Consider the following 22,652-nt stretch of genomic DNA (forward strand, 5'->3'; position numbering starts at 1 on the left):
CGGTCGACGGTTCCGTCGGCTCGAGGACAATTCTCAAGAGCACGGACGCGAAATCACCCTTCATGAGCGGGTCCGACGCTGACGCAGTGGGGCTATCGGTTCGGGCGGCCGAGAAACGCGACGCCGGTCGGGGCGTCGCGCGGATCCCCGAACGCGCACGCCGGGAGCTGGGGGTTTTGAGCGGCGACACGGTCGTGATCGAGGGCGAGAAGACCACGGTCGCGAAGATGTGGCCCGCCGATCCGTCGGTCCCCGAGACCGCGATCCAGATCGACGGCGACACGCGCGCGAACGCCGGCGTCCACGTCGGCGACACGGTCGCGGTTCGTCCGAAGGATACCTCGACGATCCAGGAGGCGACGCGGGTCACGTTGTCGCCCCCGCCGTCGATCACCGACGGGGAACGGCAGGTCGCCGAGCGCGACGCTGCCAAAAAGCTCCGGAACCGGCCCGTCCGAGCCGGCGAGCAGATCCGGATCGAGGGCGTCAGCCAGAACCCATTTACCGTCGTCGACACGACGCCCACCGGCGACGTCCGGATCTCGAGTACGACCACGGTTCGGATCGTCGGCCCCGACGCACGGGCGAGCGCGGCCGGCGACAGTTCCCGAAGCGCGAGTTCGAACGCCTCGAGCGAGAGCGCGGAGGGCGACTCGGTCTCGACGGAGGGAACGACGGGACCGACCTACGAGGACATCGGCGGGTTGGACGAGGAGCTCGAGCAGGTCCGGGAGATGATCGAACTCCCGCTGTCCGAACCCGAGCTGTTCCGGCGACTCGGCGTCGAACCGCCCTCCGGGGTGTTGCTGTACGGTCCGCCGGGAACGGGAAAGACGTTAATCGCCCGCGCGGTCGCGAACGAAGTGGACGCGTCGTTCGAGACGATCTCGGGACCCGAGATCATGTCGAAGTACAAGGGCGAGAGCGAGGAACAGCTCCGGGAGGTGTTCGAGCGGGCCCGGGAGAACGCGCCGACGATCATCTTCTTCGACGAGATCGACTCCATCGCGGGCGCCCGCGGCGATGACGAGGGCGCCGAGAACCGCATCGTCGGCCAGCTGCTGACGCTGATGGACGGGCTCGACGCCCGCGGCGAGGTGATCGTCATCGGCGCGACGAACCGCGTCGACGCGATCGACCCCGCCCTGCGACGGGGCGGTCGCTTCGACCGCGAGATCCAGATCGGCGTTCCCGATGAGACGGGCCGCAGGGAGATCCTCGAGGTCCACACCCGCGGGATGCCCCTCGCCGACGACGTTAGCGTCGACACCGTCGCCCGCCGAACGCACGGGTTCGTCGGCGCCGACCTCGATGCGGTCGCCAGCGAGGCCGCGATGGCCGCGATCCGCGAGCGACCCGCCGACGCAGACGACCGCGAGGAGTGGAACCGCGATCCGAAGGTAACGAGGGCCCACTTCGACACCGCCCTCGCCTCCGTCGAGCCCTCCGCGATGCGCGAGTACGTCGCCGAGTCGCCCGATACCGACTTCGAGGACGTCGGCGGGCTCGAGGACGCGAAGGAGACGCTCCGGGAGTCGGTCGAGTGGCCCCTGACCTACGATCGACTGTTCGAGGAGACGAACACCGAACCCCCTTCGGGCGTCCTGCTGTACGGCCCGCCCGGAACGGGGAAGACGCTGCTGGCCCGTGCGCTCGCCGGCGAGACCGACGTCAACTTCGTCCGGGTCGATGGCCCCGAGATCGTCGATCGCTACGTCGGCGAGTCCGAGAAGGCGATCCGGAAGGTGTTCGAGCGGGCTCGCCAGGCCGCGCCGTCGATCGTCTTCTTCGACGAGATCGACGCCATCACCGCAGCCCGGGGTGCGGGCCAGAACGAAGTCACGGAGCGGGTCGTCTCCCAGCTGCTCACGGAACTCGACGGGATGCGCGAGAACCCGAACCTCGTCGTGCTGGCCGCTACGAACCGCAAGGACCAGATCGATCCCGCTCTCCTCCGACCGGGTCGTCTCGACACGCACGTGCTCGTCGGCGAACCCGATCTCGAGGCCCGCGAGAAGATCCTCGCGGTCCACGCCGGCGACAAGCCCCTGGCCGACGACGTCGACCTCGCGGAGCTGGCCGCCGAGCTCGAGGGGTACACCGGCGCCGACCTCGAGGCGCTGGTTCGGACGGCGTCGATGAAGGCGATCCGCGAGGTCGCGACCGCCTACGACCCCGAGGAGGCCAACGAGCGGGCCGACGAGGTGCTGATCGAGCGTCGCCACCTCGAGGCAGCGCGCGAGGAGACGACCGCGTCCGGCTGAGGCCGTGTTCGATCCGCCGACGCCCCGCCGAGACGCTCGTCATCGTTGCGGCATGACCGGAAAACGCTCCCCGTTTTATATCGCCTGGAATAGCCGAAAGGATCGTTTTCCCGCTCCCTATCGAATCGGTACAATCGTGATGATCGATCAAGAGGGCGATCGTGATGACTGACTCGGAGAACGGAGTCGAACGGGCAGCGGCGATCTGCGAGCGCTGCGGGGACGCTATCGCGGTCCGGATCGACGCCGACGGCGAGATACGGCCGATCGGAAACGAGAAGGGGGAGTGCTGTTCCTGCGCGGAACCCGACCTTCGCACCATGAACGACGCGACGGAGGTTCTGGACGATCCGCGGTCGACCGAGCGTTCGGAGTAGCCGTTTTCGCTACGGGGGTGCGGCCGCGGCGTCGCCGTCGTCGGGTTCGTACTCCGAGCTCTCGAGTCCCGTCTCGAGCAGCGCGTCCTCGGCCGGTTCGACGACGACGGTTTCGCCGGCAGTCGTCGAGTCGCCCGGCTCGACAGTGATGTCCTCGCGATCGACGCTCGGGGGGAAAACGAGGTCGACGCGGCTGCCGAAGGCGATGTGGCCCAGACGCTGTCCGCGCTCGAGGTCGTCGTCGGGTTCGACGTAGGGGAAGATCCGGCGGGCGAACGCGCCGGCGACGAACGTAACCGTCGACGCCGCCCCGTTCCGGTCGGCACTCGAGTCGGTGTCGTCGGCGACCTCGAGATCGGGGAGGTGGGGCGAGTCGGCTTCGAACTCGACGTGGACCCGCTCGTTTCGTTCCGACTCCTTCGAGAACGCCGGGCGATGCGCGCCGGAGACGTGTTCGACGTCGGTCACTCGACCCTCGAACGGCGCCCGGACGACGTGGACGTGCCAGACGTTCATGAAGATCCCCAGGCGAACGCGTTCATCCTCCTCGCGCAACACCGAGACGGTCCCGTCTGCGGGGGCGACGACACCCGTCGGCGGCGGGTTTCGGTCGGGGTCGCGGAAGAAGGCGAGCGTCGCGACCCCCGCGAGGAGGGCTGCGACGCTGGCCGCGACGCTGAACAGCAACGCGAACGGTGCGGCGAGAAGGGGCGGAAGCGCGTACTTCCAGGCCCCGGGAGCGACGTTCATACCTCGAGCCATGCGAGCGAGTCGTATGGTCGTTACGGACGGGTCATACGGTTTACTGTACGTCAGTTCCGGCGCAACCGCGACCCGGGCGGCGGTTGCGCCGGGACATCGGTACAGCAATCCGTATCAGGATTCGGTCGCGGGGAGCGTGAAGGCAAACGTCGCGCCCTCCCCGGGCTCGGAGTCGACGCGGATTCGCCCGCCGTGGCGCTCGACGATCCGACGACAGATCGCGAGCCCGATCCCCGTCCCCTCGTACTCCTCGTGGCCGTGTAGTCGCTGGAACACCTCGAAGACGCGCTCCTGCTCGGCGGGGTCGATCCCGATCCCTTCATCGCGAACGGAGAGTCGCCACCGATCCCCGTCGCGGTCGGCGCCGACGTGGACGCGGGGCGGTTCGTCCCCGCTGTACTCGATCGCGTTCGACAGGAGGTTCTGGAGCAGTTGCCGAAGCTGGCTAGCGTCGCCCTGCACGGTCGGCAGCGACTCAGCCGTGATCTCGGCGCCCTGTCGCTCGGTCATCATCTGTAGATCCGTCAGCACGTCCTCGAGGACGGTCTCGAGCTCGACCGGTTCGAACGGATCGCCCTGCGAGTCGATCCGCGAGTACGCGAGCAGCCCGTCGATCATCTCGCGCATCCGATCGGCGCCGTCGACGGCGTACTCGATGAACTCCTCGGCGTCCCCGTCGAGATCGTCCGCGTAGCGGCTCTCGATCAGTCCGAGGTAGCTCGAGATCATCCGTAACGGCTCCTGGAGGTCGTGGGAGGCCGCGTAGGCGAACTGTTCTAAGCGCTCGTTCGAGGCCTCCAGCTCCCGAACCGTCTCGTTGAGCCGACGCTCGTAGCGCCGACGCTCGAGGGCGGTCGCCAGGATCGTCGCGACGCTGTCGAGGAAGTCCACGTCGTGATCGGCGAACTCGCGGGGACGGTCGTCGTAGGCCGCGAGGACGCCCCACGAGTCGGCGATCGGTCCGATCGCCGCGCCGATGCCGCTGTGGAGGTCCGGATCCGAGAGCAGCGGTGTGCCGTCGAAGCGATCGTCCGTCTCGAACGCCTCGACGACGATCGGTCCGTCACCCCCGCGTGCGGCGGCCGCCAGCGAGTCGGCCGGCGACGCCGACGCAGTTTCGCCCTCGGTGAGCGCGTCGCCGCAGCCGGTGGTGGCCCGGACGCGGAAGCTCGCGTCGTGACTCCGCGAGCCGGTCGCGTCGGTCTCGAGGACGGCACAGCACTCGACGTCGAGCGCCGCGGCGACGAGGTCGGTCGCCTTCGCGAGCAGTTCGTCGATCTCCCCGTTTTCGAGGGCGTACCGGCTGAGGTACGCGAGCGTCTCCAGCTGGGCGACTTTCGCCGTCAACGCCTCCTCGGCCTCCTTTCGGGGCGAGACGTCCCGGAAGAGGCCGACGAAGTACCGATCGCCGTCGTGGAAGAAGTCGTTGAGCGAGACCCCGAGGGGGATCTCGTGGCCGTCGCTGTGCTGACCCGGGAGCTCGACGTAGGTCCAGTCGAGGTTTCGCTCCCCGGTCTCGAGGTAGCGCTGGAGGGCGTCGAGATGTCGCTGACGGAGGCGGGAGGGGATGATCTCGACCTTGCTCGCGCCGACGAGCGCTTCGGGGTCGTAGCCGAGGATCCGTTCGACGGCGGGGTTGGCGTACCGGATCTCGCTGTTCGTATCGAGGACGATGATCCCGTCGGGCAGCGCGTCGGCGAGCGCCTCGAACGTCCGTCCGTAGGTCGGCTCGGCAGTCGCCTCTTGTGCCGGGCGCGGATCGATGATCCCGATCGCACTCGGTTCCGAGTCGGGATCCTCCGTCGGCAGTCCCTCGAGGTGAATCTCGGCGTCGACGACGGTATCCGAGCGGGTTTGCACCGAACCCATCGTCGACAGGGACGCTCCACTCGGCCCCGCTAGCACCGTCTCGAGCGACGCGCTCCCCTCGTCGAGAAGCGCCGAAAACTGCCGCCCGACGAGTTCCGATCGATCGTAGCCCGACAGGGAAGCGAACGCCTCGGTGGCGTCCTCGATCGTTCCCGCCGGACTCAGTCGGATGCTCGGAACGTCCGCGGCCTCGAGCAGCGAGAGTCGAGTACCGGCCGACCGCATCGGCTGCGTCGCGTTCTCGACGGGATCGTCGGGAGGCCCCGAGTCCATAGACGTGGAATCAAGCCGGTTCACGGATAAGGCCGTTGCCGGAAACGGACGACCGGTTCGATGCCCGCGAGTCTCGGGCGCTCAGTCCCAGAACGACTGCGTGCGGGCGTACTCGCGTTCCTTCGAGAGGATGTCGCGGTAGAAGTCGGCCTCGTTCTCCCGGAGCTTGCTGATGATCCGGGCCGCGTTGTGCGGACCGACCCCGCGGGCGGCCATCGCGATCACGGCTTGCTTGCCGTGACTCTGGACCAGACTCGCGCTGTGGAACGCCCGTTCGGTCATCTCCTCCTGCTCCTCGTCCTTCTCCTCGGCCCGAACCGCCTGCACGACCTCGTCGGCCCACGGGTTCAGCGACGCGATCCGGGTCGAGCCACAGTCGGGACACTCGGGCTGGTCGGCGACGCGGCCGACCTTCGTCTTCACCTTCCACTCGTGGCAGTGCGTACACAGCAGGATGACCCGGTCGTCCCGAATGCGCTCCTTGACCGTCTCGATCACGCTCGCGTCGGCGTTCTCCGGCGCGAGCAGCTCCTTGCCGGACGAGCGACCGCCCATCCCGATGGCGGTGTGGCCGCGATGGGTGGCCAGCTCGAGTTCGTCCGACTGGATCGCCTCGAGCACGCGTCCCGCGTGCGCGACGTCCAGGTCCTCGTGGAACACCTCGCGGATCGACTCGTCGTACATCGGAGTGTCCTCGAGAGCCTTCAGCAGCCGTTCGTTCGACGTTCGGCCCGATCCCTGCCAGCGCTTGAGCGCGCCGAACTTCGCCGAGACCTGTGCGAGCCGGAACGCCAGCGCGTCCGACCCCTTGAGTCCGAGCTCGACGATCGTTCCGACGTGGTCGGGGTCGGTGTCCTCGAGCACCGCCAGCACGTCGCTCGTCGCGATCGACGTCGGCACCTCGACCTCGATTCGGTACGGATCGGTCTCGAGACCCACGGAGGAGCCGGCCTGCTGGCCCAGCAGCGACGAGAGCACACGGCCGAGCGTCTCGTTTGTCTTGTGGCCGAACGGGGCGTTGAGCACGATCGTTCGGCCCTGACGCTCGAGCACGAGTCGGTCGGCCGTCGGCATCGGCGCTTCGCTCTCGACGTGGTCCGCGAGCTGCGAGCAGGCCTCGGTGAGCGTGTGCTCGTCGGCGGGATACCGACCCGCGAGCTCGCGGCCGACCGCGGCGGCATCGGCGCCCTGCCGAAGCTGCGGTTCGGCCACGGCGCGAATCTCACCGACCTCACCGGCGACCGCAGCGGGAACCGGAATCTCCTGTCCGATCCAGGACGGCACCTCGCCGGCGGGATCCTCGATCGGGCTCACCTTCACCCGGCCCTCGTCGTCGTCGATCTCGGCGATACGCCACATCTCGCCGCGCTGGATGAACACCTCGCCGGGCTGGGCGAAGTTGACGACGAACTGCTCGTCCAGGGTGCCGATCTGGCTCCCCGACGCGATGTCGTGGACCTCGTAGGTCTCCTCGTCGGGGATCATCGAGAGGTTCGCGTAGACGTACTGCCAGGTGCCGCCGGTCGTCTCGATGCGGTCCTCGCTCTCGTCGAACCAGACGATCCGGTTGCGGTGGAGTTCGCCGAGGATCTCGCGGATCGTCGCCTCCGTGACGTCCCGGAACGGGTAGGCGCGGGTGATCGTCTCGACGGCGTCCTCGAGGCGGGTGTCGCCGCGGCTCTGGACGAACGCCGGCAGCTGGTTGGCGACGACGTCGAGGCTACCCTCGTGGATCGCGGCGGGTTCGACCTCACCGTCTCGAGCGCGCCGAGCGATCGACAGCGCCTCGAACGTGTCGTCGGGACGGGTCGTCACGATCGTCCCGCTCGAAACTTCGTCCTGGCGGTGGCCCGCGCGCCCGATCCGCTGGAGCAGGCGGGCGACCTGGCGCGGGCTCTGGTACTGGATTACGTGGTCGACCCGGCCGACGTCGATTCCCAGCTCCATCGAGGAGGTACAGAGCAGCCCGTCGAGCTCGCCGGCTTTGAACCGGTCCTCGACGTCGATTCGGGCCTCCTTCGAGAGCGAGCCGTGGTGGATTCCGATCGGCAAGTCGAGTTCGGTAAACCGCGAGCCAAGCGCCTCGGCAGTCTGGCGCGTGTTGACGAAGATCAGTGTCGACTCGTGTTCGTCTACGAGGTCCCGGATCAGTCGGACGTGACTCGCCGTCGAGGCGTCGGTAACGAGCTTGCCGGACAGCTCCTCGTCCTCCTCGGTGATTTCGGGATTGCGGACCGTGACGTCGACGTTACTCCCGACGTCGATCTCCCGGATCTCGCAGGCGCGCCCGCCCGTCAGGAACCGCCCGACGGAGTCGGGATCGCCGACGGTCGCCGAGAGCCCGATCCGCTGCATGTTGCCGGCGAGATCGTGTAGTCGCTCGAGTCCGATCGCCAACTGTGCGCCCCGCTTGGAGGCCGCGAGCTCGTGGACCTCGTCGATCACGACGTGGGAGACGTCCGCGAGCGCCTCCCGCAGTCGCTCGCCGGTGAGCATCGCCTGGAGGGTCTCGGGCGTCGTCACCAGGATATCGGGCGGATCTTCGGCCTGCTTGCTCCGCTGGTACTGGGTGGTGTCGCCGTGGCGGACCGCGACCTCGAGGTCGAGGTACTCGCCCCACCACTCGAGGCGCTCGCGCATGTCGCGGTTGAGCGCCCGCAGCGGTGTGACGTAGAGCGCGCCGAACCCCTCGGGACGGTCCGCAACGAGATGGTCGAAGACGGGCAACATCGCCGTCTCGGTCTTGCCGCTCCCGGTCGGCGCGATCACGAGCGTGTTCTCGCCGGCCGACAGCGGCGGGATCGCCAGCCGCTGGGGTGCCGTCGGCGTTGAGAACCCGCGCTCGGAAAGCGCCCCGCGGACCGTCGAGCCGAGGTGCGTGAAGGCGGCGACGTCTCCCTCAGTCATCGGCGCGTCTACGGACGTAGGGCGGATAAGCGCCACGTTCTTCGTCCTCGTTGGCGGTCGGACGGCCGACGACCTCCCTCACTTCTCCCGATCGTCGTTCCGGAGCTCCTCGGCGAGATCCTCGTCGAGGGAGAGCTCCCCGGGCGTCGCCGGCTCCTCCTGGACGTTCTCGGTCGCCCACTCGTCGATCGCCTCGCTCGAGCGTCGCTCGTCGGCGACGCCCGCGTTCAGCCGATCGTCGTCGATTGGTTCGGCTTCGCCGTCGGTCCGCTCCGACGAGGATTCCCCTCGAGGCGTCGACCGCCCCCGACGGTGCCGTACACGGTCGGCGACGGCGGACGGCGCGTTCGACTCGAGACGCCGGGCGATCGCATCGGCGGCCAGGACGGCCCCGACGCCGACGATCGCCAGCCCGACGGCTCGAGCGCCGAGCGATCGGTCGGCCGCGGATGGCTCCGGTCGCTCGTTCGACTCCGCTCTGCGAAGCTGTCGAAGACTCATCGAGTGTTCTATTGGGGGTATCGGCAAGTCGGTTCGGCCCGCGAGAGCAAGCCCGCTAGCAGCCTGTTAACCCGCTGTATCAGGCAGTTAAGGCCAGTTTAGGGACTGAATAGTATACAGGCATCACCGATACCATCTGTTTAGATGAAATTCAGTAAATCAAGAATATCTCGTCTAGGTATGTTTTCCCGTTCGACGATCGACTCCGAAATGGGATCGAGCGGACGGCGAGAAGGGGGTAGCCAATGAGCCGCGACGGCCGAACCGTCGTCGTCCTCGGCGTCCTTGCAGTACTCGCGGGCGTCCTCACCGCGACGCTTTTCGTCGGCGGAACCGCCGCCGTCGGCTCCGACGACGCCTCGAGCGGGGGCGCCCTCGAGACGAACGCAGTGCAGTCTTCGACGACCGCCGTCTCCGAGCCCGCCGCCGACGTGCCGGTTCCGGAACCCGGCGATGAGTACTACGAGGCGGCCGCGCCCGACGGAAGCTGGATCAGCTACATCAATCCCCGAGACGAGTACCGAAGTCCGTATCTCGGCGACGGCTCCGGGAAGATCTGCGTGACACTCGTCAACGAGGCGGGCGAACCGGTCGTCGGCGAGAGCGTCCCGAACACGACCGCGACCGTGCCGACCGGCGACGAACTCGAGTGGCACTCGGGGGCGGACCCGATGGTCGTCGAGTACTCGCTGACCGACAACTACGATCAGCCGCTCGATTCGGATCAGTTCGGAACCGTCTCCGAGCTCCCGCAGGGTGACGGCTACATGGACTCTCACTGCATCGAGATGCACGGTCAGCCCGAGGACGGAACCATCGAGTACGGCGAGGTCGAGATCGACGGCGAACACGCCGACGACGTCGAGGTCGTCGGCTACATCCAGCAGGCACACGAGGCCTGGGACACCGACGTCGATCCGCTCGAGGACGCCGAGTCCTACGAGGAAGCCGGCGGCGGCTGGACGTACAAGACCGACGGCTCGCACGGACAGGCCGTCGTCGTGCTCCAGCTGGCAGGCGAGGTCGACGGCTCGAGCGACGAACCTGAGGAGCGGACCGAGTCGACTACCGAGAACAGCACCGAGTCGAACGAGTCGTCCGAGGACGATGCCGGCGTCGACGACGACGACGGTGTCAACGGAGACAACGAGACGGACGACGACGCGAGCGACGGCGGCACTGGCGACGACGGAAGCGACGACGCCGACGGACTGCCCGGCTTCGGCGTCGGCGCCGCCGTGGTCGCGCTGGCTGCGATCGCCGTCGCGGTCTCTCGACGTCCGTAGTCCCGGTCCGAAACCCACGCCACACGCAGCCGCCCTCGAGCACGCTCGATCGGCGACACGCACTCCGTGTCATTTACCGCCTCCGACGACCGATCTCGAGGTAGCGATGACCGACGACAGCCCCGAATGGATGCACCCGGTCGACGAGGAGCTCCTCCGACTGCTCCGGGACGAGGAACTCTTCATGCCCGACCAGCTCGCCGAGGAAGTCGAGCCCCGCGCCCCCCAGGTCGCCTACCGGTGTCGCGAGCTCGCGAAGTACGGGCTCGTAACGAAACACGCGATGGGCATGTACGACATCAGCGACCTCGGCGAGCGGTATCTCGCGGACAAGGTCGATCCGAACGAACTCGAACCCCAGGACGACTCGTAGCTTCCCGGCCTCACTCCGCGACGGTCTCGGGAACGCGCTCCTCGAGGAAGGAGACGACGGCGTCAGTCTGTACGAATCCCTCGGCGAGCCGCCCGATCTCATCGCCGTCTTCGAACAGGACGAGCGTCGGCACGGATCGAATGTCGAAGCGATCGACGAGCGTGATGTCGTTGCCCGGGTTGAGCAGGGCGATGGAAACGTCGGTGACGCGAGTGACGTTCCCGAGCACCGGGACCATCGCGTTGCACCGCTCGCACCCCTTCGTGTAGAACTCCACGAGGGCGACGTCGTGCTCGTCGACGAACGCCTCGAGGTCCTCGCCGTCCTCGAGGCGCGCGGGTTTCGCTGACTCGTCCATACCCTAGGTACGGTCCCGCGACTGAAACCGGTAGCGCCGACGCGCGACGGGTGTTTTTGGCCGAAACGATCGAACCTCCTCCTGACCGTTCGAGCAGAGAAAGATATTTTATGTGGACACACGTCATCCAAAATTCCGAATGAAGGCGTTATTGTGTGACTAACTCCCTCGGATCAGTGCGAGAAACGATCATTGAGAAAAGGGGCTTTACGCGTCGATCCCCTACTGACTCGCAATGAGTATCAGTCACGACCGCAAGCCGCCCGACGGGGGGAAGACGACGCTGTACTGCTGGGGGTGTGACCACGCGAGCCCCGTCGGTGGTGACTGGGTTCGCGAACCGCGAGGCGAGGAGATCGCGCTCGTCTGTCCGGACTGCGAAACTGTTCTCGACGAGCGACCCCGCGGGAACGACGATCCCAGCCCCGTCGAGGCGTGGAGCCGGGTCGTCAGGACCTCGGTCTCGGTCTGGCGGGCGAGCGTCGGCGTCAGAGCGCGGGCCTCGGCGGGGCCTTCGCAACACCGCAAGGACCGATGATCGTCGGTATCGGTTCGACGTTCGAAGCTTTTCTCTCCGATTCCCCGCCGTCTTTCGACCCGATCCCCGTCTGACGATGGACTGAATTTATGATTGTCCAACTCTGCTTCGGCTCGAGTATATTCGCCCACAACAGTAGAGCTTTAATAGTGGGATCCGTTGGAGAAGTCGAGTAGAAAATGTCAGATGGGAACCTGACCACAGCAGAGCAGGACGTACTGGATCAGATCGAATCGAAGGGCGTCGACTTCCTTCGCCTGCAGTTTACGGACATTCTCGGCACGGTGAAGAACGTCTCCGTTCCGGCCCGCCAGGCCGAGAAGGCGTTCACCGAAGGAATCTACTTCGACGGCTCCTCGATCGAGGGCTTCGTCCGCATTCAGGAGTCGGACATGCGCCTCAAACCCGACCCCGAGACGTTCGCCGTCCTCCCCTGGAGGGACAAAGAGGACAGCGCCGCCGCACGGATGATCTGTGACGTGATCGATACCTCGACGGGCGAGCCGTTCGAGGGCGATCCGCGGTACGTCCTCAAGCAGGCGCTCGACCGCGCCAACGAAATGGGGTACACCGTCAACGCCGCCCCCGAGCCCGAGTTCTTCCTGTTCGAGGAGGACGAGGACGGCCACGCGACGACCGAGACCAACGACCACGGCGGCTACTTCGACCTTGCACCAAAGGACCTCGCCCAGGACGTTCGCCGCGATATCATCTACGGCCTCGAGGACATGGGCTTCGAGGTCGAGGCGAGCCACCACGAGGTCGCGCAGGGTCAACACGAGATTAACTTCGAGTACGACGACGCCCTCACCACCGCTGACAACGTCGGAACGTTCCGGACCGTCGTCCGGGCGATCGCCGCCCAGCACGGCTACCACGCGACGTTCATGCCGAAACCGATCCCGAAGGTCAACGGCTCGGGCATGCACACTCACATCTCGCTGTTCACCGAGGACGGCGAGAACGCCTTCCACGACGAGGACGACGAGTTCAACCTGAGCGACGAGGCCCACGCGTTCACGGCCGGTGTTCTCGAGCACGCGCCGGCGATCACGGCCGTCGCGAACCCCACGGTTAACAGCTACAAGCGTCTCGTTCCCGGCTACGAGGCCCCGGTGTACGTCGCCTGGTCGGACCGCAACCGCTCGGCGCTGATCCGCAAGCCGGCCGCCCGCGTTCCCGCGGCCTCGCGGGTCGAGCTCCGCTCGCCCGACCCCTCGTGTAACCCCTACCTCGCGATCGCGACCATGATCCACGCGGGTCTCGACGGGATCGAGAACGATCTCGAGTGTCCGGACCCCGTCCGCGAGAACATCTACGACTTCGACGAACAGAAGCGCGAGGAGTACGGCATCGAGACGCTGCCGTCGAACCTCGGTGCTGCCGTCGACGCCCTCGAGGAGGACGAGGTCGTCTACGACGCCCTGGGCGAGCACATCGCCGAGAAGTTCGTCGAGGCCAAGCGCCAGGAGTTCGAGGAGTACCTCATCGACGTCTCCGACTGGGAGCTCGAGCGCTACCTCGAGAAGTACTGAGCGACGACGACCCGCCGACGATCGATTCTTCGCGTTTTTTACGTTCGCGACCGAACGGGTCCGACGATGGAGCCGTCCGACAAACCGACGCCGCCGGACGACCTCGAGCCGGAGCTACGCGCGGTCCTCGAAGCGCTCGCCGACTCCGATCCAGAGACGATCCGGTCCGTCGCTGATCACGCCGACGCGCTTGCGAACTGGGCGGAATCTCGCCCGTCTGACAGAGACGACGACACGTACCCGAGCGGCGTCCCCGAGCGCGCGACGGTGTCCACGATGGCGGTCGACGGCGAGGAGTATCGCTACTACCAGTGGCGAGAGGGCGACGAGATCAGATCGAAAACCGAACGCGCGTGAGCGGCCCTACTTGTCGTCGACCCGAACCGTCGTCAGCGTCTCCCGGTCGCCGAGCAGTTCGAACGTGAAGCCGGCGTCGTCTCGCTGGACCTGAACGTCGAGTTCGGTGACGTCGGCCGTCACCTCCTCGCTCCGGGAGACGTCTCCGTTGCGATCCGGCGCCTCGACGTCGAAGTCGTCGTAGGAGACGTGGGTCGACTCCGCGATCAGTTCCTCGCTGTCGTAGACGTCGGCGTCGAGACCTGTATCTGACTCTCGGACCTCGAGTCGGTACGTTTCGAGCGACATACGCCACCCTTTCCGGGGACGAGGGATGGCGATTCGGCCTACATGCGCTGGCCGCCGGAGTGCTCGTCCGCCGACTCCCCCCATCGTTCGTATGAGTCGGGATCCTCGCCGGGAGCGAGCGTCGCCGCCTCGACGCGCGCGACGCCCTTGACCGTCCGGACGCCGTCGACGCCGGGCGCGACGAACCGCGTCGCGTGGTCGCCGACCATCGAGAGCGGGCGGCCGCCCTTCGCGACCGCGAGCAACCCCTCGAGGGCGTCCTCGACGGCAACGCAGGCTCGGAGCCCGTCCCGGGAGTCGACGAGCAGGTGGGTCGTCTCCGGCGAGGGCGCAGCCGACTCGAGCAGGGTCGGAACCGGCACGCCCCGCCAGCGTTCGGTGAACCGGTCGCCCGTGGCACAGACGATCTCGATCTCTCGGCTCCGGTGTTCGAGCGCGGCGAGGTCGGTCCCGTCGAGGGTCGTCGTTCGGGTCCCGACGAGACGGATCGGTCGCTCGAGCGCTCGGGTAGCAGCGTCGCTCATAGCCGTCGTTTGCGGCGGATCGGTACTACCCGTTCCGGGCGTTCCCAGTCGCTGGGATCGGCGTTGCTAGAGGTCGCGGTAGGGGCCGAGTCGGGTGCCGTCCAGCAGGTACGCCTCGCCCGCCGCGAGCCCGTCGGGGAGAAACGGCGAGAGAAACGACTGGCCCGGAACGTTCACCCACGTGCCGCCGACGAGATCGTTGAACGCCGGCAGCACGATCACTCGCGGGGGCGTTCCTCCGTCGAACCAGGAGAGGGCCGCGTACTCCGCTCGGTCCCGAAACGGCTCCGGATCGAGCCGACCGCGGAGCCACACCGGTTCGACTTGGCTGCCGCCGACCTCGTCCTCGAGGCGCACGCAGGGGTGTTCGTGGCCCAGACAGAGCACGTCGGTCTCGAGGGCCGACGGCGCGGGCCAGGTGTGGCCGTGGCAGACGCCGACCGATCCGATCGCCGTCCCGGCACCCGGAACCACCGTCGCGTTCCCGACCCAGTCCTCGATCCCGCCGTCGTGGTTCCCCTTCACCACCGTCGCCTCGACCGTCGACGGGAGCGACTCGAACAGCACCTCGAGTTCGCCGCGCTCGGCGCCGCCGGGATCGCCGATCGAGTGCATCAGGTCGCCGAGAACGACCAACCGGTCGACGCCGGTTCGCTCGAGCAGTGCGAGCAGTCGCTCGCGGCGCTCCGGCGCCCGGCTGGGGATGTCGACGCCGCGCTCGACGCGCAGGCCGGCCTCGTAGCCGGCGTGGTAGTCCGCGAGCAACAGCGCGCGCTCGTCGCCGACCGTCGCGACGGCGGCCGGCTCGCCGGGAACGGGTTCGACGGTCGGCTCCGGGCGGCTCGCGTCGTCCCCCATCGTCCGGTCAGATCGCCTTCAGCGTCCCGTCTGCGGGCTCGTAACACTGCCCGCCCATCAGGGCCTCCTCGATGGCATCCTCGACGGCGCCCTCGTCGACGCCGGTCTCGGACGCGACGGTTTCGACGACCGTGGATCGGTCCGCGCCGTCGCCGTCGTCCAGTTCGGACATCGTCTCGACGACCGCCGCCTCGAGGTCGACCGACGCCGGCTCCTCGTCCTCGTCGTCCGTGTCGGTCTCGTCGTCGGCGTCCGGCTCGTCGGCGCTCGAGACGGCATCCGTCTCCGGTTCGGGCTCGGGATCCGGTTCGGTCTCCGACTCGAGGTCCGAGGCCTCACCGAGTTCCTCGCCAGTCCCGGCGTCGGCGTCAGTGTCCGGCTCGGGGACATCGATGTCGTTCTCGCCGGGGTCGTCGACCTCCGTTCCGGTCGCGAACTCGGCGCCGAACTCCTTCTCGAGCTGTTCGCGTTCGTCGTCGTCCATCTCGTACATCCCGCCGCCGTCGAAGTCGCCGAGCTCCTCGTCGTCGCTCTCGTCGGCCGCGGACGTCGATTCAAGCTCGTCGTCGGCTCCGAACTCGTCGGGCTCGACGTCGTCGAACTCGAACTCATCGGTCTCGGTTGCGGTTTCGGTTTCCGCGGACGGGTCGTCGTTACCGATCTCGGTCTCGCCTTCGACGCTCGTCTCCGCGTCAGCCGGAACCTCCTCAGCGGCGGCGAACTCATCGGCAGTCGCCGTCGTCATCGACTCCGGCTCGTCCTCGCCCGCAGTTACCTCGCTCGGGTCGGGAGCGTCGGTCTCGGTGGACACCACGTCGGACTCGTCGGCGTCGAATGCCGGGTCCTCGCCGGCGGCGTCGGTCGGAACGTCCTCGCTCGCGGTGAACTCGTCGGCCGTGGCCGTCGCCACCGGTTCCGGCTCGTCCTCGCCCGCAGTTACCTCGGCGGGGTCGGGAGCGTCGTCCTCGGCAGCGGTCGCGACGGCGGATTCGTCGGGCTCGATCGAACCCAGGGCCGCCAGCGAGTCGAACGTCGCCCCGTACTCCGGGCTCGAGCCGTCGGGGTCGAGCGCGAGGCCGCTCACCTGGTCGCGCTCGCCCGCGACGACCTCGCAGGCCTCGAGCGCGCAGTCGCGGAGCGCGGCGAGGTAGTCCGGCGTCGTCCCGTAGTGGTCCATCGCGAGCGGGATGCCGTCGGCGAGGCCGGACTCGACGCCGTCCTCGGCAAGCGCGTCGGCGAGGGCGTCGCCGTCCGCATCGAAGGACGTCGCGGCCGCGTAGGCGCCGATCCGCTCGAGGGTCTGCTCGGCGGCGCTGACGACCCAGCGGTCGCGGGTGTCGGCGTCGACCGTCGCGATCGACTCGGGTCGGATCGAGGTGTAAACTCGGTCGGCGTCGTCGGGCTGAAAGGTCCTGGCCTTGCCCGTCACCGCGACGAACGCGGGCGGCTCGATCGACTCGAGGGTCGCCAGCTCGTCGGGCTGGTACTGGCCGGCGTAGACGACGAACGCGCCCGTCGGGTCGACGACGCGGGCTCGGACCATCTCGTCGTTGACCGACGTGACCTCGGTGAGCGTGCCGGCGACGAAGACGCGGTTAAGCCGTGCGCCTGTCGGCGTGATCACGTAGTTGGGTGCTCGCTCCTCGTCGCTTTCGGCATACGAGAGCGAGGCGTCGTCGTACTCGGCGGCGAACAGGCGGTAGGCGATCTCCCGTCCGGGGATCTCCTCGCCGTTCTCGTCACCGTTCGCGCTCACGCGTCCACCTCCTCGAGGAAGGCCGTCGCACGCGCGGCCGGGTCGTCGTCGCTCTCCTCGAAGGTCTCGGCGTCGAGATTGGCGCCGTACTCGTCGACCGAGAGGTGACCCCGCACGCGGTACTCGCGGCCGACGACGTTCTCACGGATCTCGTCGGCGACGACCTCCTGGTCCATCGCCTCGCGGGCGGCCTCGAGGGCGTCCTCGAGGTCCCCGCCGTAGACCTGCTGTGTCAGCTCGTCGTCGAGGATGGCCGTGACGGTGCCCGTGCCGTCGTCGAGGATCGCCTTCACCCGCAGGTCATCGATCCCGTCGACGTCGCCGTGGGTTCGACACTGGCCCTTCTGGATCACACGATAGCACTCCGGACAGCGCTGGATGAGTCCCGAGCCGTCCCGGATCGCGATCGCGTTGCCGACGAGTTCGACGTCGTAGATCCCGCCCGTGCGGACGGCCTCGCCGACGTCCATCGTCGTCGCGTCGCTGCCGACGTCGATCTCTCGATCGAGCGCGGAGACTCGCGAGAACTCCGAGACGTTGACCTCGGGGACGCCGCGGAACTCCTGGACGTAGGCGTTCTCGATGCGGACCGACGCGCCTGCCTCGATTTCGGGAACCGGATCCCAGTTCGTAAAGGGTAGTCGACCGCTCTCGTCGCCGAGGACGCCGCTCAGGATCTCCGTCTCGCCGTCGCGGCCGTCGATCGTCCGGCGCTCGCACTCGAGAACCGCGACCTCGAGGGTGCGCGCGCGGTCGCCCGCCTCGAGGTCGGTGAGTTCGGCCTCGCCGCCGCTTTCGTAGGGAACCTCGAGGGAGTCGCTCTCGAAGGAGAGCGCGGTGCTCTCGCCCACGTTGAGTTCGGGTTCGCCGTCCCACTCGCGGACGCCTGCGTTGCCCGCGGTGATCGTGTCACCTGCCTCGAAGCCGAAGTCCTCCCAGGCGGTGTAGTCGATCCGTCCGGTCTCGTCGGCCAGTTGGCCCTCCACGATAACGTGGTCGCTTCCCTGGTAGCGGATCGAGCGCTTCCCCGCCGTGAGGACGGTTCCCGTGACGGTCACTGAGCCGTCCTCGGGAGTGATGTCGGCGACGTTCTTCGCCGAGGGGGTTCCGCCCCCGCCGCTCGAGCCGTCGCCGTACTTTCGGCGCAGACTCTGTTTTGCCTCGTCGACCGGGACGCTGTACTCCACCAGGTTCTGCAGGTCCGATTTGACCTCCTCTTTGTCGACACCGAGGTCGGAGGCGAGCTCCTCGGCATGATCGTCGAGTTCCATCACCGGCACTTCGGTCGGGGGCTTAAAAAGCGTTCCCGGAACGCGCCGGAAGTGAAATCCGGATGGGGGACCCTCGAGACGGTGAACAAACGGTACGTTCATCCCGTCGGTTCGTGAACGACGGGTATGGAACGCATCGGCTCGGCGCTGGGCGGACTCGCCTTCGTCGCCCTGATCTTCGGCGGCCTCGTCGCCGTCCGAATCCTCACACGGGCGCTGTACGCCGTCATTTGGTTCGCCGAAACCGTCGCCACGTTCGGATTCGCGTTGCTCGTGGGGTACGTCGTGTACCGGATTCTGCTCGGCTCGAGCGACGATCCGCGGCGGGACGTGTGACGGACCGGTAGCGGGGGACGGTCAGTCGCCGAGCTCCTCGAGTTTCTGCTGGACCTGCGCGTACACCTTCGGATGGAGGTTCATCCCCTGATCGACGAGATCGTACAGGACGCCGCTGGCTTCGGTTGCGGATACCGTTCCGTCCTTCGCACACTTGAGCAACAGCGTCGTCACCCACCAACAGTCGACACCGTGCGTTCGGGCGACGTCTATCAGCCCCTTGTCGTTGGCGAGCAGGATCGAGTCGTCGTCGCCCGCGAGCAGGATCACCGATGCATCGGCGACGGCGACCCCTTCGAGGGACGCCACGTCCGCAGCCTCCGGCGGTGTCTCGGAGATGGAACCGTCCTCGAGGAACGCCTCGAGCGCAGCCGTTCCGCGTTTCCCCTCGATGAGCACCTCGGCTCGGACCGCCTCGGTCGTCCGTATCTCGTCGAACGTTGCGGAGATGAGATCGAGACGCCCGACCCACGCGAGCGGGATGAGTGCGGAGGAATCGACGACAACCATTAGATTCGATCGAGGTCCCGCTCGAGATCGTCGGTCGTGTACCCGACGTCGATCCCCTCCTTGCCGGCGATCGACAGCATTTCGACGTAGGTCACGTCCGCGATCTCGGCCGCCCGACGGAGCGTTACCTCGTGGTCGCGAAGCTGCTCGAGCGCCCGCTCTCTCCGCCAGTCCTCGAGTCCCTGTCGGATGAGCCGACGGAGCACCTCCGAGCGATCCGCGGTCAGTTCGGCCTCGAGTTCGGCGAGGAGTTCCTCGTCTTCTTCAGGGATCCGCGTAGTGACCGTCTTCATCGTGACGAGCGTGTACGTTACGATACGGGGTAAGCGTAACGGGGAGTCGTCGAAGTAGTTCTCACCAACGCGGTACGGAATTTTCGCGAGCGGAGCGAACGGAGAGCTCTTAGTCCAGTCGCTCGCGCCTACCAGTTCGCCACACAACCGAGTCACACCCACCTTTTGTACCTATTGTAGCTTCCTTGGGTGAACCAGCTCAGATAGGTGCCTATTGTACCGTATCTTCCGTCACTCCCATCCCGGCTCGAGTGCTCCGCCACGCTCACCCACGCCTTCTTTAGGACCCGTCTCCCAGCAGACGGTATGCACGTCGTCGTCAACGCCGCCATGAGCGCGGACGGGAAGCTCTCCTCGAGACGCCGCGAACAGATAGCCATCAGCGGCAACGAGGACTTCGCGCGGATGGACCGCCTGCGGGCCGACAGCGACGCCGTCGTCGTCGGCGTCGGCACCGTCCTCGCCGACGACCCCCACCTCACCGTCAAGGACGAGGCGCTGATCGCCGACCGACGCGACCGGGGCGACCCGGCCCATCCCGCCCGCGTAGTCGTCGACTCGACGGGACGGACCCCGCTGGACGCGGCCGTCCTCGACGACGCGGCGACGACCTACGTCTGTACGAGCGAGCGGGCGACGATCGACGATCGGATGGACCTCTCGAAGCAGGCGGAGCTGATCACGGCCGGCGACGACCGGGTCGACCTCCTGCGGGCGTTCGCGACGCTGCAGGGCCAGGGCCTCGAGCGAATCATGGTCGAGGGCGGGGGCGAGCTCATCTTCTCGCTGTTCGAGGCCGGGCTCGTCGACGAGCTGCGGGTGTTCGTCGGCCCGAAGGTCATCGGCGGGCGGGACGCCCCGACGCTGGCCGACGGCGATGGGTTCGTCGCGGAGTTTCCCACCCTCGAGCTCGAGGGCCTCGAGCGCGTCGGCGAGGGGGCGCTGTTGACCTGGCGAACGGCCGAGCGCTAACCGGGTCCCGTCAGGTCTTTGCACGCTCGTTCCCTACGGCCGTCTATGGAACGAGCCACGTTCGGCGGCGGCTGTTTCTGGTGTGTCGAAGCGGCCTTCGAGCAGCTCGAGGGCGTCGAATCCGTGACCTCGGGGTACGCCGGCGGTCACACCGAGAACCCGACCTACAGGGCGGTCTGTTCGGGATCGACGGGCCACGCGGAGGTCGTCCAGCTCGAGTACGATTCCGAGACGGTCGCCTACGAGGACCTGCTCGAGGGCTTCTTTACGATCCACGACCCGACCACGAAGGACCGCGAGGGGCCGGACGTCGGCAGCCAGTACCGCTCGGCGATCTACGCCCACGACGACGACCAGCTCGAGACCGCCCGAGCCTTCGCCGAGGAACTCGAAAAGGAGGGGCTCTACGAGGGAATCGTCACCGAGATCGAACCGCTCGACACCTTTTACGAGGCCGAGGAGCACCATCAGAACTACTTCGAGAAGAATCCCAACGACGCCTACTGCTCGATGCACGCGGCGCCGAAGGTCGAGAAGGTCCGTGAAAAGTTCGCCGCGAAGGCGACGCCCGAGAACTGATACGAATTGCTGTAGCGATTTGCCGGCGTAACCGCGACTGGGCGGCGGTTACGCCGGAAATGGCTCCAGTAAACCGTATGAAACTCGAGCGACGCGGTCGCTGGGGAGACGCCGACCATCCGCAGCCCGTCACTCGGAGATCGTCAGGATCCCGTTGTTCGCGGACACCTCGGTCGCGCCGGCGGGCAGATCGAACTGGAACTGTCGATCGTCCATGACGACGATCACCGTCTCGTCGACGACGTCGACGGACATGTCGGCGGCGTCGGAGCCGAAGTCGACGGTGATCACGTTGCCGTTCTCGTCCTCGATTTCGCGGACGACCGCATCCTCGGTGTGACCGTCTCGGAGCTGTTTTGGGACTCGCATGGTCCGGCTAGGCACCCACCAACCGTAAGCACTACCCCCGCAGCATCCGGCCGTCCGATCCGACGTGTTTCGCCGGTCAACCGCCGGAAACAGAGGGCCGCCAGCCGCTCCGTACCGCATCGGTCTTGCGCCCACTCGAATGCCGTGGCGTCACAAGGACTGGCGGCGTGAGTCGACCCGTATGTCAGTCGGCAAACTCGTTCCGGGAAACGTCGTAACCGCACGGCCAGACAACGACCTCGAGAGCGTCGCCGAACGCTTCGCCGAGGAGCACGTCGGCGCCGTCGTCGTCACCGAGGACGGCGAGCCGACCGGGATCGTCACCCTCGACGACCTCGTGGCGACGATCGGCGAACAGCTCGAGAACGTCTCCGAGACGATCGAGGTCCAGTCGCCGGGCTACAGCCTCTGACGCCCTCCGACGACTGACCACGTAGGCTCTCACGCTGCACCCGTGTCACGTCGCCGTCGACTCCGGTTCGTTCTCGACCGCGGTTGCACCAGGTAGGGACTCCCTTCGGCTCGATGCCCGCAGTTTTGGCCACCGAAGGCACCGCGTGGCGGCGTCTCCTCTCCGCTCGGCGACTGTTCTCGAGAGCCGAGGGAACGTCCGCCCCGGGGCGATAAACTCGTCCTTGCGATATAGAAACCGCACCGAAACAATGTGGCGCGGCACCGTCGACCTCTGCGAGACTCCGTGACGATCAGCAACCGAGCGCTTCGAGAGACCGCATCACCGACACCGAACCGCGCCAATGAGAGCGAACCGATGGCGGCCGTTCGGCTCGAGGGCGTGGGCCACGAGTACGGGACCGGGGGCGGGTTCCGCGCCCGGTCGGATCGAACGGTGACGGCACTCGAGGACGTCTCGCTGTCGGTCGAGGCCGGCGAGATCGTCGGCCTCGAGGGGCCGAGCGGGAGCGGAAAGTCGACGATCCTCCACGCCGTCGCCGGACTGCTGGTGCCGACGGCGGGGACGGTCGCGCTACACGGAACCGACGTGGCGTCGCTGTCGGACCGTCGGCGGACCCGCCTCCGGCGCGAACGCGTCGGGATCGTCTTCCAGCGGTTTCACCTCCTCCCCGCGCTGTCCGCGCGGGCGAACGTCGCGCTCCCGCTGGTGCAGGCCGGGGTCCCGAAGGGACGACGACGCGAGCGGGCGAGCCGGCTGCTCGAGCGAGTCGATCTCGAGGACCGGACGACGCACCTGCCGGGCGAACTGAGCGGGGGCGAGCGACAGCGGGTCGCGATCGCGCGGGCGCTGGCGACCGATCCCGACGTGATCGTCGCCGACGAGCCGACCGGCGAGTTAGACACCGCGACCGGGGAGACGGTGCTCGAGGCACTGACCGATCTCGGCCGCGAGCGGGCGATGCTGGTCGCCTCGCACGACACCGAGACCCTCGCTGTGGCCGATCGGGTGGTCACGCTCCGCGACGGGCGAGTGGTCTCGGGCGAGCGATGACGCTCTCCGAAGTCGTTCGAAACGGTACTCG

At 67.5% G+C, this 22,652-nt stretch carries 25 protein-coding genes; 12 read left to right on the forward strand and 13 right to left on the reverse strand.

Features of this window, described 5'->3' with window-relative positions; translation table 11 throughout:
- Window positions 1-62: 62 nt before the first annotated feature.
- A complete protein-coding gene (locus ACFEMD_RS05040; RefSeq protein WP_394739857.1) occupies window positions 63-2,264 on the forward strand; it encodes a CDC48 family AAA ATPase in 2,202 nt (733 codons plus the stop codon).
- 164 nt (window positions 2,265-2,428) lie between these two features.
- Window positions 2,429-2,641, forward strand: coding sequence for a hypothetical protein (locus ACFEMD_RS05045; protein ID WP_394739858.1), 213 nt, complete (start codon window positions 2,429-2,431; stop codon window positions 2,639-2,641).
- 9 nt (window positions 2,642-2,650) lie between these two features.
- On the opposite strand, the gene ACFEMD_RS05050 is transcribed toward ACFEMD_RS05045, so the two are convergent.
- The 4 genes from ACFEMD_RS05050 to ACFEMD_RS05065 form a co-directional block, all read right to left on the reverse strand.
- Window positions 2,651-3,391: a protein sorting system archaetidylserine decarboxylase gene (locus ACFEMD_RS05050; RefSeq protein ID WP_394739859.1), complete on the reverse strand. Its 741-nt coding sequence runs from the start codon at window positions 3,389-3,391 to the stop codon at window positions 2,651-2,653.
- A gap of 126 nt (window positions 3,392-3,517) precedes the next feature.
- Window positions 3,518-5,545, reverse strand: a complete 2,028-nt coding sequence (locus ACFEMD_RS05055) for a PAS domain-containing sensor histidine kinase (protein ID WP_394739860.1) — start codon at window positions 5,543-5,545, stop codon at window positions 3,518-3,520.
- Window positions 5,546-5,626: 81 nt separating this feature from the next.
- Window positions 5,627-8,452, reverse strand: a complete 2,826-nt coding sequence (locus tag ACFEMD_RS05060; RefSeq protein ID WP_394739861.1) for a DEAD/DEAH box helicase — start codon at window positions 8,450-8,452, stop codon at window positions 5,627-5,629.
- A 78-nt stretch (window positions 8,453-8,530) separates the two neighbouring features.
- The gene (locus ACFEMD_RS05065; protein ID WP_394739862.1) at window positions 8,531-8,953 is read right to left on the reverse strand and encodes a hypothetical protein; all 423 of its coding nucleotides are present in this window, start codon (window positions 8,951-8,953) and stop codon (window positions 8,531-8,533) included.
- A gap of 245 nt (window positions 8,954-9,198) precedes the next feature.
- On the opposite strand from ACFEMD_RS05065, the gene ACFEMD_RS05070 reads away from it, so the two are divergent.
- The gene (locus ACFEMD_RS05070; protein WP_394739863.1) at window positions 9,199-10,239 is read left to right on the forward strand and encodes a PGF-CTERM sorting domain-containing protein; all 1,041 of its coding nucleotides are present in this window, start codon (window positions 9,199-9,201) and stop codon (window positions 10,237-10,239) included.
- 106 nt (window positions 10,240-10,345) lie between these two features.
- Window positions 10,346-10,612 carry a hypothetical protein gene (locus tag ACFEMD_RS05075; RefSeq protein ID WP_394739864.1) on the forward strand — a complete coding sequence of 89 codons (267 nt, stop codon included), beginning with the start codon at window positions 10,346-10,348 and terminating at the stop codon, window positions 10,610-10,612.
- 10 nt (window positions 10,613-10,622) lie between these two features.
- Here the strand turns inward: ACFEMD_RS05075 and ACFEMD_RS05080 are convergent, their stop codons facing one another.
- Window positions 10,623-10,970, reverse strand: coding sequence for a thioredoxin family protein (locus ACFEMD_RS05080; protein ID WP_394739866.1), 348 nt, complete (start codon window positions 10,968-10,970; stop codon window positions 10,623-10,625).
- Window positions 10,971-11,205: 235 nt separating this feature from the next.
- Here ACFEMD_RS05080 and ACFEMD_RS05085 point away from each other — a divergent pair, with 235 nt between their 5' ends.
- From ACFEMD_RS05085 to ACFEMD_RS05095, 3 genes are all read left to right on the forward strand, one after another.
- On the forward strand, window positions 11,206-11,508 hold the full coding sequence (locus ACFEMD_RS05085; protein ID WP_394739867.1) for a hypothetical protein: 303 nt from the start codon (window positions 11,206-11,208) through the stop codon (window positions 11,506-11,508).
- Window positions 11,509-11,687: 179 nt separating this feature from the next.
- Window positions 11,688-13,043, forward strand: a complete 1,356-nt coding sequence (gene glnA / locus ACFEMD_RS05090) for a type I glutamate--ammonia ligase (protein WP_394739868.1) — start codon at window positions 11,688-11,690, stop codon at window positions 13,041-13,043.
- 66 nt (window positions 13,044-13,109) lie between these two features.
- Complete coding sequence (locus ACFEMD_RS05095; RefSeq protein ID WP_394739869.1) at window positions 13,110-13,400, forward strand: hypothetical protein; 291 nt, start codon at window positions 13,110-13,112, stop codon at window positions 13,398-13,400.
- A gap of 6 nt (window positions 13,401-13,406) precedes the next feature.
- Here the strand turns inward: ACFEMD_RS05095 and ACFEMD_RS05100 are convergent, their stop codons facing one another.
- The 5 genes from ACFEMD_RS05100 to ACFEMD_RS05120 all read right to left on the reverse strand — a co-directional run bounded on the left by ACFEMD_RS05100 (window position 13,407) and on the right by ACFEMD_RS05120 (window position 18,097).
- Window positions 13,407-13,688 carry a hypothetical protein gene (locus ACFEMD_RS05100; protein WP_394739870.1) on the reverse strand — a complete coding sequence of 94 codons (282 nt, stop codon included), beginning with the start codon at window positions 13,686-13,688 and terminating at the stop codon, window positions 13,407-13,409.
- Window positions 13,689-13,726: 38 nt separating this feature from the next.
- Window positions 13,727-14,212, reverse strand: coding sequence for a molybdopterin-dependent oxidoreductase (locus tag ACFEMD_RS05105; protein WP_394739871.1), 486 nt, complete (start codon window positions 14,210-14,212; stop codon window positions 13,727-13,729).
- Window positions 14,213-14,278: 66 nt separating this feature from the next.
- Entirely contained in the window at window positions 14,279-15,070 is a 792-nt protein-coding gene (locus tag ACFEMD_RS05110; protein WP_394739872.1) for a metallophosphoesterase, read from the reverse strand.
- A 7-nt stretch (window positions 15,071-15,077) separates the two neighbouring features.
- A complete protein-coding gene (locus ACFEMD_RS05115) occupies window positions 15,078-16,826 on the reverse strand; it encodes a hypothetical protein (protein ID WP_394739873.1) in 1,749 nt (582 codons plus the stop codon).
- Window positions 16,823-18,097 carry a Single-stranded DNA binding protein gene (locus tag ACFEMD_RS05120; protein ID WP_394739874.1) on the reverse strand — a complete coding sequence of 425 codons (1,275 nt, stop codon included), beginning with the start codon at window positions 18,095-18,097 and terminating at the stop codon, window positions 16,823-16,825. The genes ACFEMD_RS05115 and ACFEMD_RS05120 overlap by 4 nt, the downstream gene beginning before the upstream one ends.
- Before the next feature lie 126 nt (window positions 18,098-18,223).
- On the opposite strand from ACFEMD_RS05120, the gene ACFEMD_RS05125 reads away from it, so the two are divergent.
- A complete protein-coding gene (locus tag ACFEMD_RS05125; protein WP_394739875.1) occupies window positions 18,224-18,433 on the forward strand; it encodes a hypothetical protein in 210 nt (69 codons plus the stop codon).
- Window positions 18,434-18,454: 21 nt separating this feature from the next.
- Here the strand turns inward: ACFEMD_RS05125 and ACFEMD_RS05130 are convergent, their stop codons facing one another.
- Window positions 18,455-18,943, reverse strand: a complete 489-nt coding sequence (locus ACFEMD_RS05130) for a hypothetical protein (RefSeq protein ID WP_394739876.1) — start codon at window positions 18,941-18,943, stop codon at window positions 18,455-18,457.
- Window positions 18,943-19,236, reverse strand: a complete 294-nt coding sequence (locus tag ACFEMD_RS05135) for a UPF0175 family protein (RefSeq protein WP_394739877.1) — start codon at window positions 19,234-19,236, stop codon at window positions 18,943-18,945. Before ACFEMD_RS05135 ends, ACFEMD_RS05130 begins: the two co-directional genes overlap by 1 nt.
- Before the next feature lie 306 nt (window positions 19,237-19,542).
- On the opposite strand from ACFEMD_RS05135, the gene ACFEMD_RS05140 reads away from it, so the two are divergent.
- The gene (locus ACFEMD_RS05140; protein WP_394739878.1) at window positions 19,543-20,208 is read left to right on the forward strand and encodes a 2,5-diamino-6-(ribosylamino)-4(3H)-pyrimidinone 5'-phosphate reductase; all 666 of its coding nucleotides are present in this window, start codon (window positions 19,543-19,545) and stop codon (window positions 20,206-20,208) included.
- Between the two features lie 45 nt (window positions 20,209-20,253).
- Window positions 20,254-20,787, forward strand: a complete 534-nt coding sequence (msrA, locus tag ACFEMD_RS05145) for a peptide-methionine (S)-S-oxide reductase MsrA (protein ID WP_394739879.1) — start codon at window positions 20,254-20,256, stop codon at window positions 20,785-20,787.
- Window positions 20,788-20,916: 129 nt separating this feature from the next.
- Here the strand turns inward: msrA and ACFEMD_RS05150 are convergent, their stop codons facing one another.
- Window positions 20,917-21,156 (reverse strand): DUF7127 family protein, encoded by a 240-nt coding sequence (locus ACFEMD_RS05150; RefSeq protein ID WP_278291909.1) that lies wholly within the window; start codon window positions 21,154-21,156, stop codon window positions 20,917-20,919.
- Window positions 21,157-21,337: 181 nt separating this feature from the next.
- On the opposite strand from ACFEMD_RS05150, the gene ACFEMD_RS05155 reads away from it, so the two are divergent.
- Entirely contained in the window at window positions 21,338-21,568 is a 231-nt protein-coding gene (locus tag ACFEMD_RS05155) for a CBS domain-containing protein (RefSeq protein WP_394739881.1), read from the forward strand.
- A gap of 357 nt (window positions 21,569-21,925) precedes the next feature.
- On the forward strand, window positions 21,926-22,621 hold the full coding sequence (locus ACFEMD_RS05160) for an ABC transporter ATP-binding protein (RefSeq protein ID WP_394740496.1): 696 nt from the start codon (window positions 21,926-21,928) through the stop codon (window positions 22,619-22,621).
- The last annotated feature ends 31 nt before the right edge of the window (window positions 22,622-22,652 follow it).

Source organism: Natronococcus roseus (genome assembly GCF_043677095.1).
Classification (GTDB): Archaea; Halobacteriota; Halobacteria; order Halobacteriales; family Natrialbaceae; genus Natronococcus; species Natronococcus roseus.

Bases quoted from the DNA above. Each gene is read 5' to 3' on its own strand.
- ACFEMD_RS05045 (WP_394739858.1), top strand. From the start codon at position 2,429: ATGACTGACTCGGAGAACGGAGTCGAACGGGCAGCGGCGATCTGCGAG.
- ACFEMD_RS05095 (WP_394739869.1), top strand. From the start codon at position 13,110: ATGGAGCCGTCCGACAAACCGACGCCGCCGGACGACCTCGAGCCGGAG.
- ACFEMD_RS05060 (WP_394739861.1), bottom strand. From the start codon at position 8,452: ATGACTGAGGGAGACGTCGCCGCCTTCACGCACCTCGGCTCGACGGTC.
- ACFEMD_RS05100 (WP_394739870.1), bottom strand. From the start codon at position 13,688: ATGTCGCTCGAAACGTACCGACTCGAGGTCCGAGAGTCAGATACAGGT.
- ACFEMD_RS05055 (WP_394739860.1), bottom strand. From the start codon at position 5,545: ATGGACTCGGGGCCTCCCGACGATCCCGTCGAGAACGCGACGCAGCCG.
- ACFEMD_RS05040 (WP_394739857.1), top strand. From the start codon at position 63: ATGAGCGGGTCCGACGCTGACGCAGTGGGGCTATCGGTTCGGGCGGCC.
- ACFEMD_RS05120 (WP_394739874.1), bottom strand. From the start codon at position 18,097: ATGGAACTCGACGATCATGCCGAGGAGCTCGCCTCCGACCTCGGTGTC.
- ACFEMD_RS05050 (WP_394739859.1), bottom strand. From the start codon at position 3,391: ATGAACGTCGCTCCCGGGGCCTGGAAGTACGCGCTTCCGCCCCTTCTC.
- ACFEMD_RS05150 (WP_278291909.1), bottom strand. From the start codon at position 21,156: ATGCGAGTCCCAAAACAGCTCCGAGACGGTCACACCGAGGATGCGGTC.
- ACFEMD_RS05140 (WP_394739878.1), top strand. From the start codon at position 19,543: ATGCACGTCGTCGTCAACGCCGCCATGAGCGCGGACGGGAAGCTCTCC.
- ACFEMD_RS05070 (WP_394739863.1), top strand. From the start codon at position 9,199: ATGAGCCGCGACGGCCGAACCGTCGTCGTCCTCGGCGTCCTTGCAGTA.
- glnA (WP_394739868.1), top strand. From the start codon at position 11,688: ATGTCAGATGGGAACCTGACCACAGCAGAGCAGGACGTACTGGATCAG.
- msrA (WP_394739879.1), top strand. From the start codon at position 20,254: ATGGAACGAGCCACGTTCGGCGGCGGCTGTTTCTGGTGTGTCGAAGCG.
- ACFEMD_RS05110 (WP_394739872.1), bottom strand. From the start codon at position 15,070: ATGGGGGACGACGCGAGCCGCCCGGAGCCGACCGTCGAACCCGTTCCC.
- ACFEMD_RS05075 (WP_394739864.1), top strand. From the start codon at position 10,346: ATGACCGACGACAGCCCCGAATGGATGCACCCGGTCGACGAGGAGCTC.
- ACFEMD_RS05105 (WP_394739871.1), bottom strand. From the start codon at position 14,212: ATGAGCGACGCTGCTACCCGAGCGCTCGAGCGACCGATCCGTCTCGTC.
- ACFEMD_RS05080 (WP_394739866.1), bottom strand. From the start codon at position 10,970: ATGGACGAGTCAGCGAAACCCGCGCGCCTCGAGGACGGCGAGGACCTC.
- ACFEMD_RS05065 (WP_394739862.1), bottom strand. From the start codon at position 8,953: ATGAGTCTTCGACAGCTTCGCAGAGCGGAGTCGAACGAGCGACCGGAG.
- ACFEMD_RS05130 (WP_394739876.1), bottom strand. From the start codon at position 18,943: ATGGTTGTCGTCGATTCCTCCGCACTCATCCCGCTCGCGTGGGTCGGG.
- ACFEMD_RS05160 (WP_394740496.1), top strand. From the start codon at position 21,926: ATGGCGGCCGTTCGGCTCGAGGGCGTGGGCCACGAGTACGGGACCGGG.
- ACFEMD_RS05125 (WP_394739875.1), top strand. From the start codon at position 18,224: ATGGAACGCATCGGCTCGGCGCTGGGCGGACTCGCCTTCGTCGCCCTG.
- ACFEMD_RS05085 (WP_394739867.1), top strand. From the start codon at position 11,206: ATGAGTATCAGTCACGACCGCAAGCCGCCCGACGGGGGGAAGACGACG.
- ACFEMD_RS05135 (WP_394739877.1), bottom strand. From the start codon at position 19,236: ATGAAGACGGTCACTACGCGGATCCCTGAAGAAGACGAGGAACTCCTC.
- ACFEMD_RS05155 (WP_394739881.1), top strand. From the start codon at position 21,338: ATGTCAGTCGGCAAACTCGTTCCGGGAAACGTCGTAACCGCACGGCCA.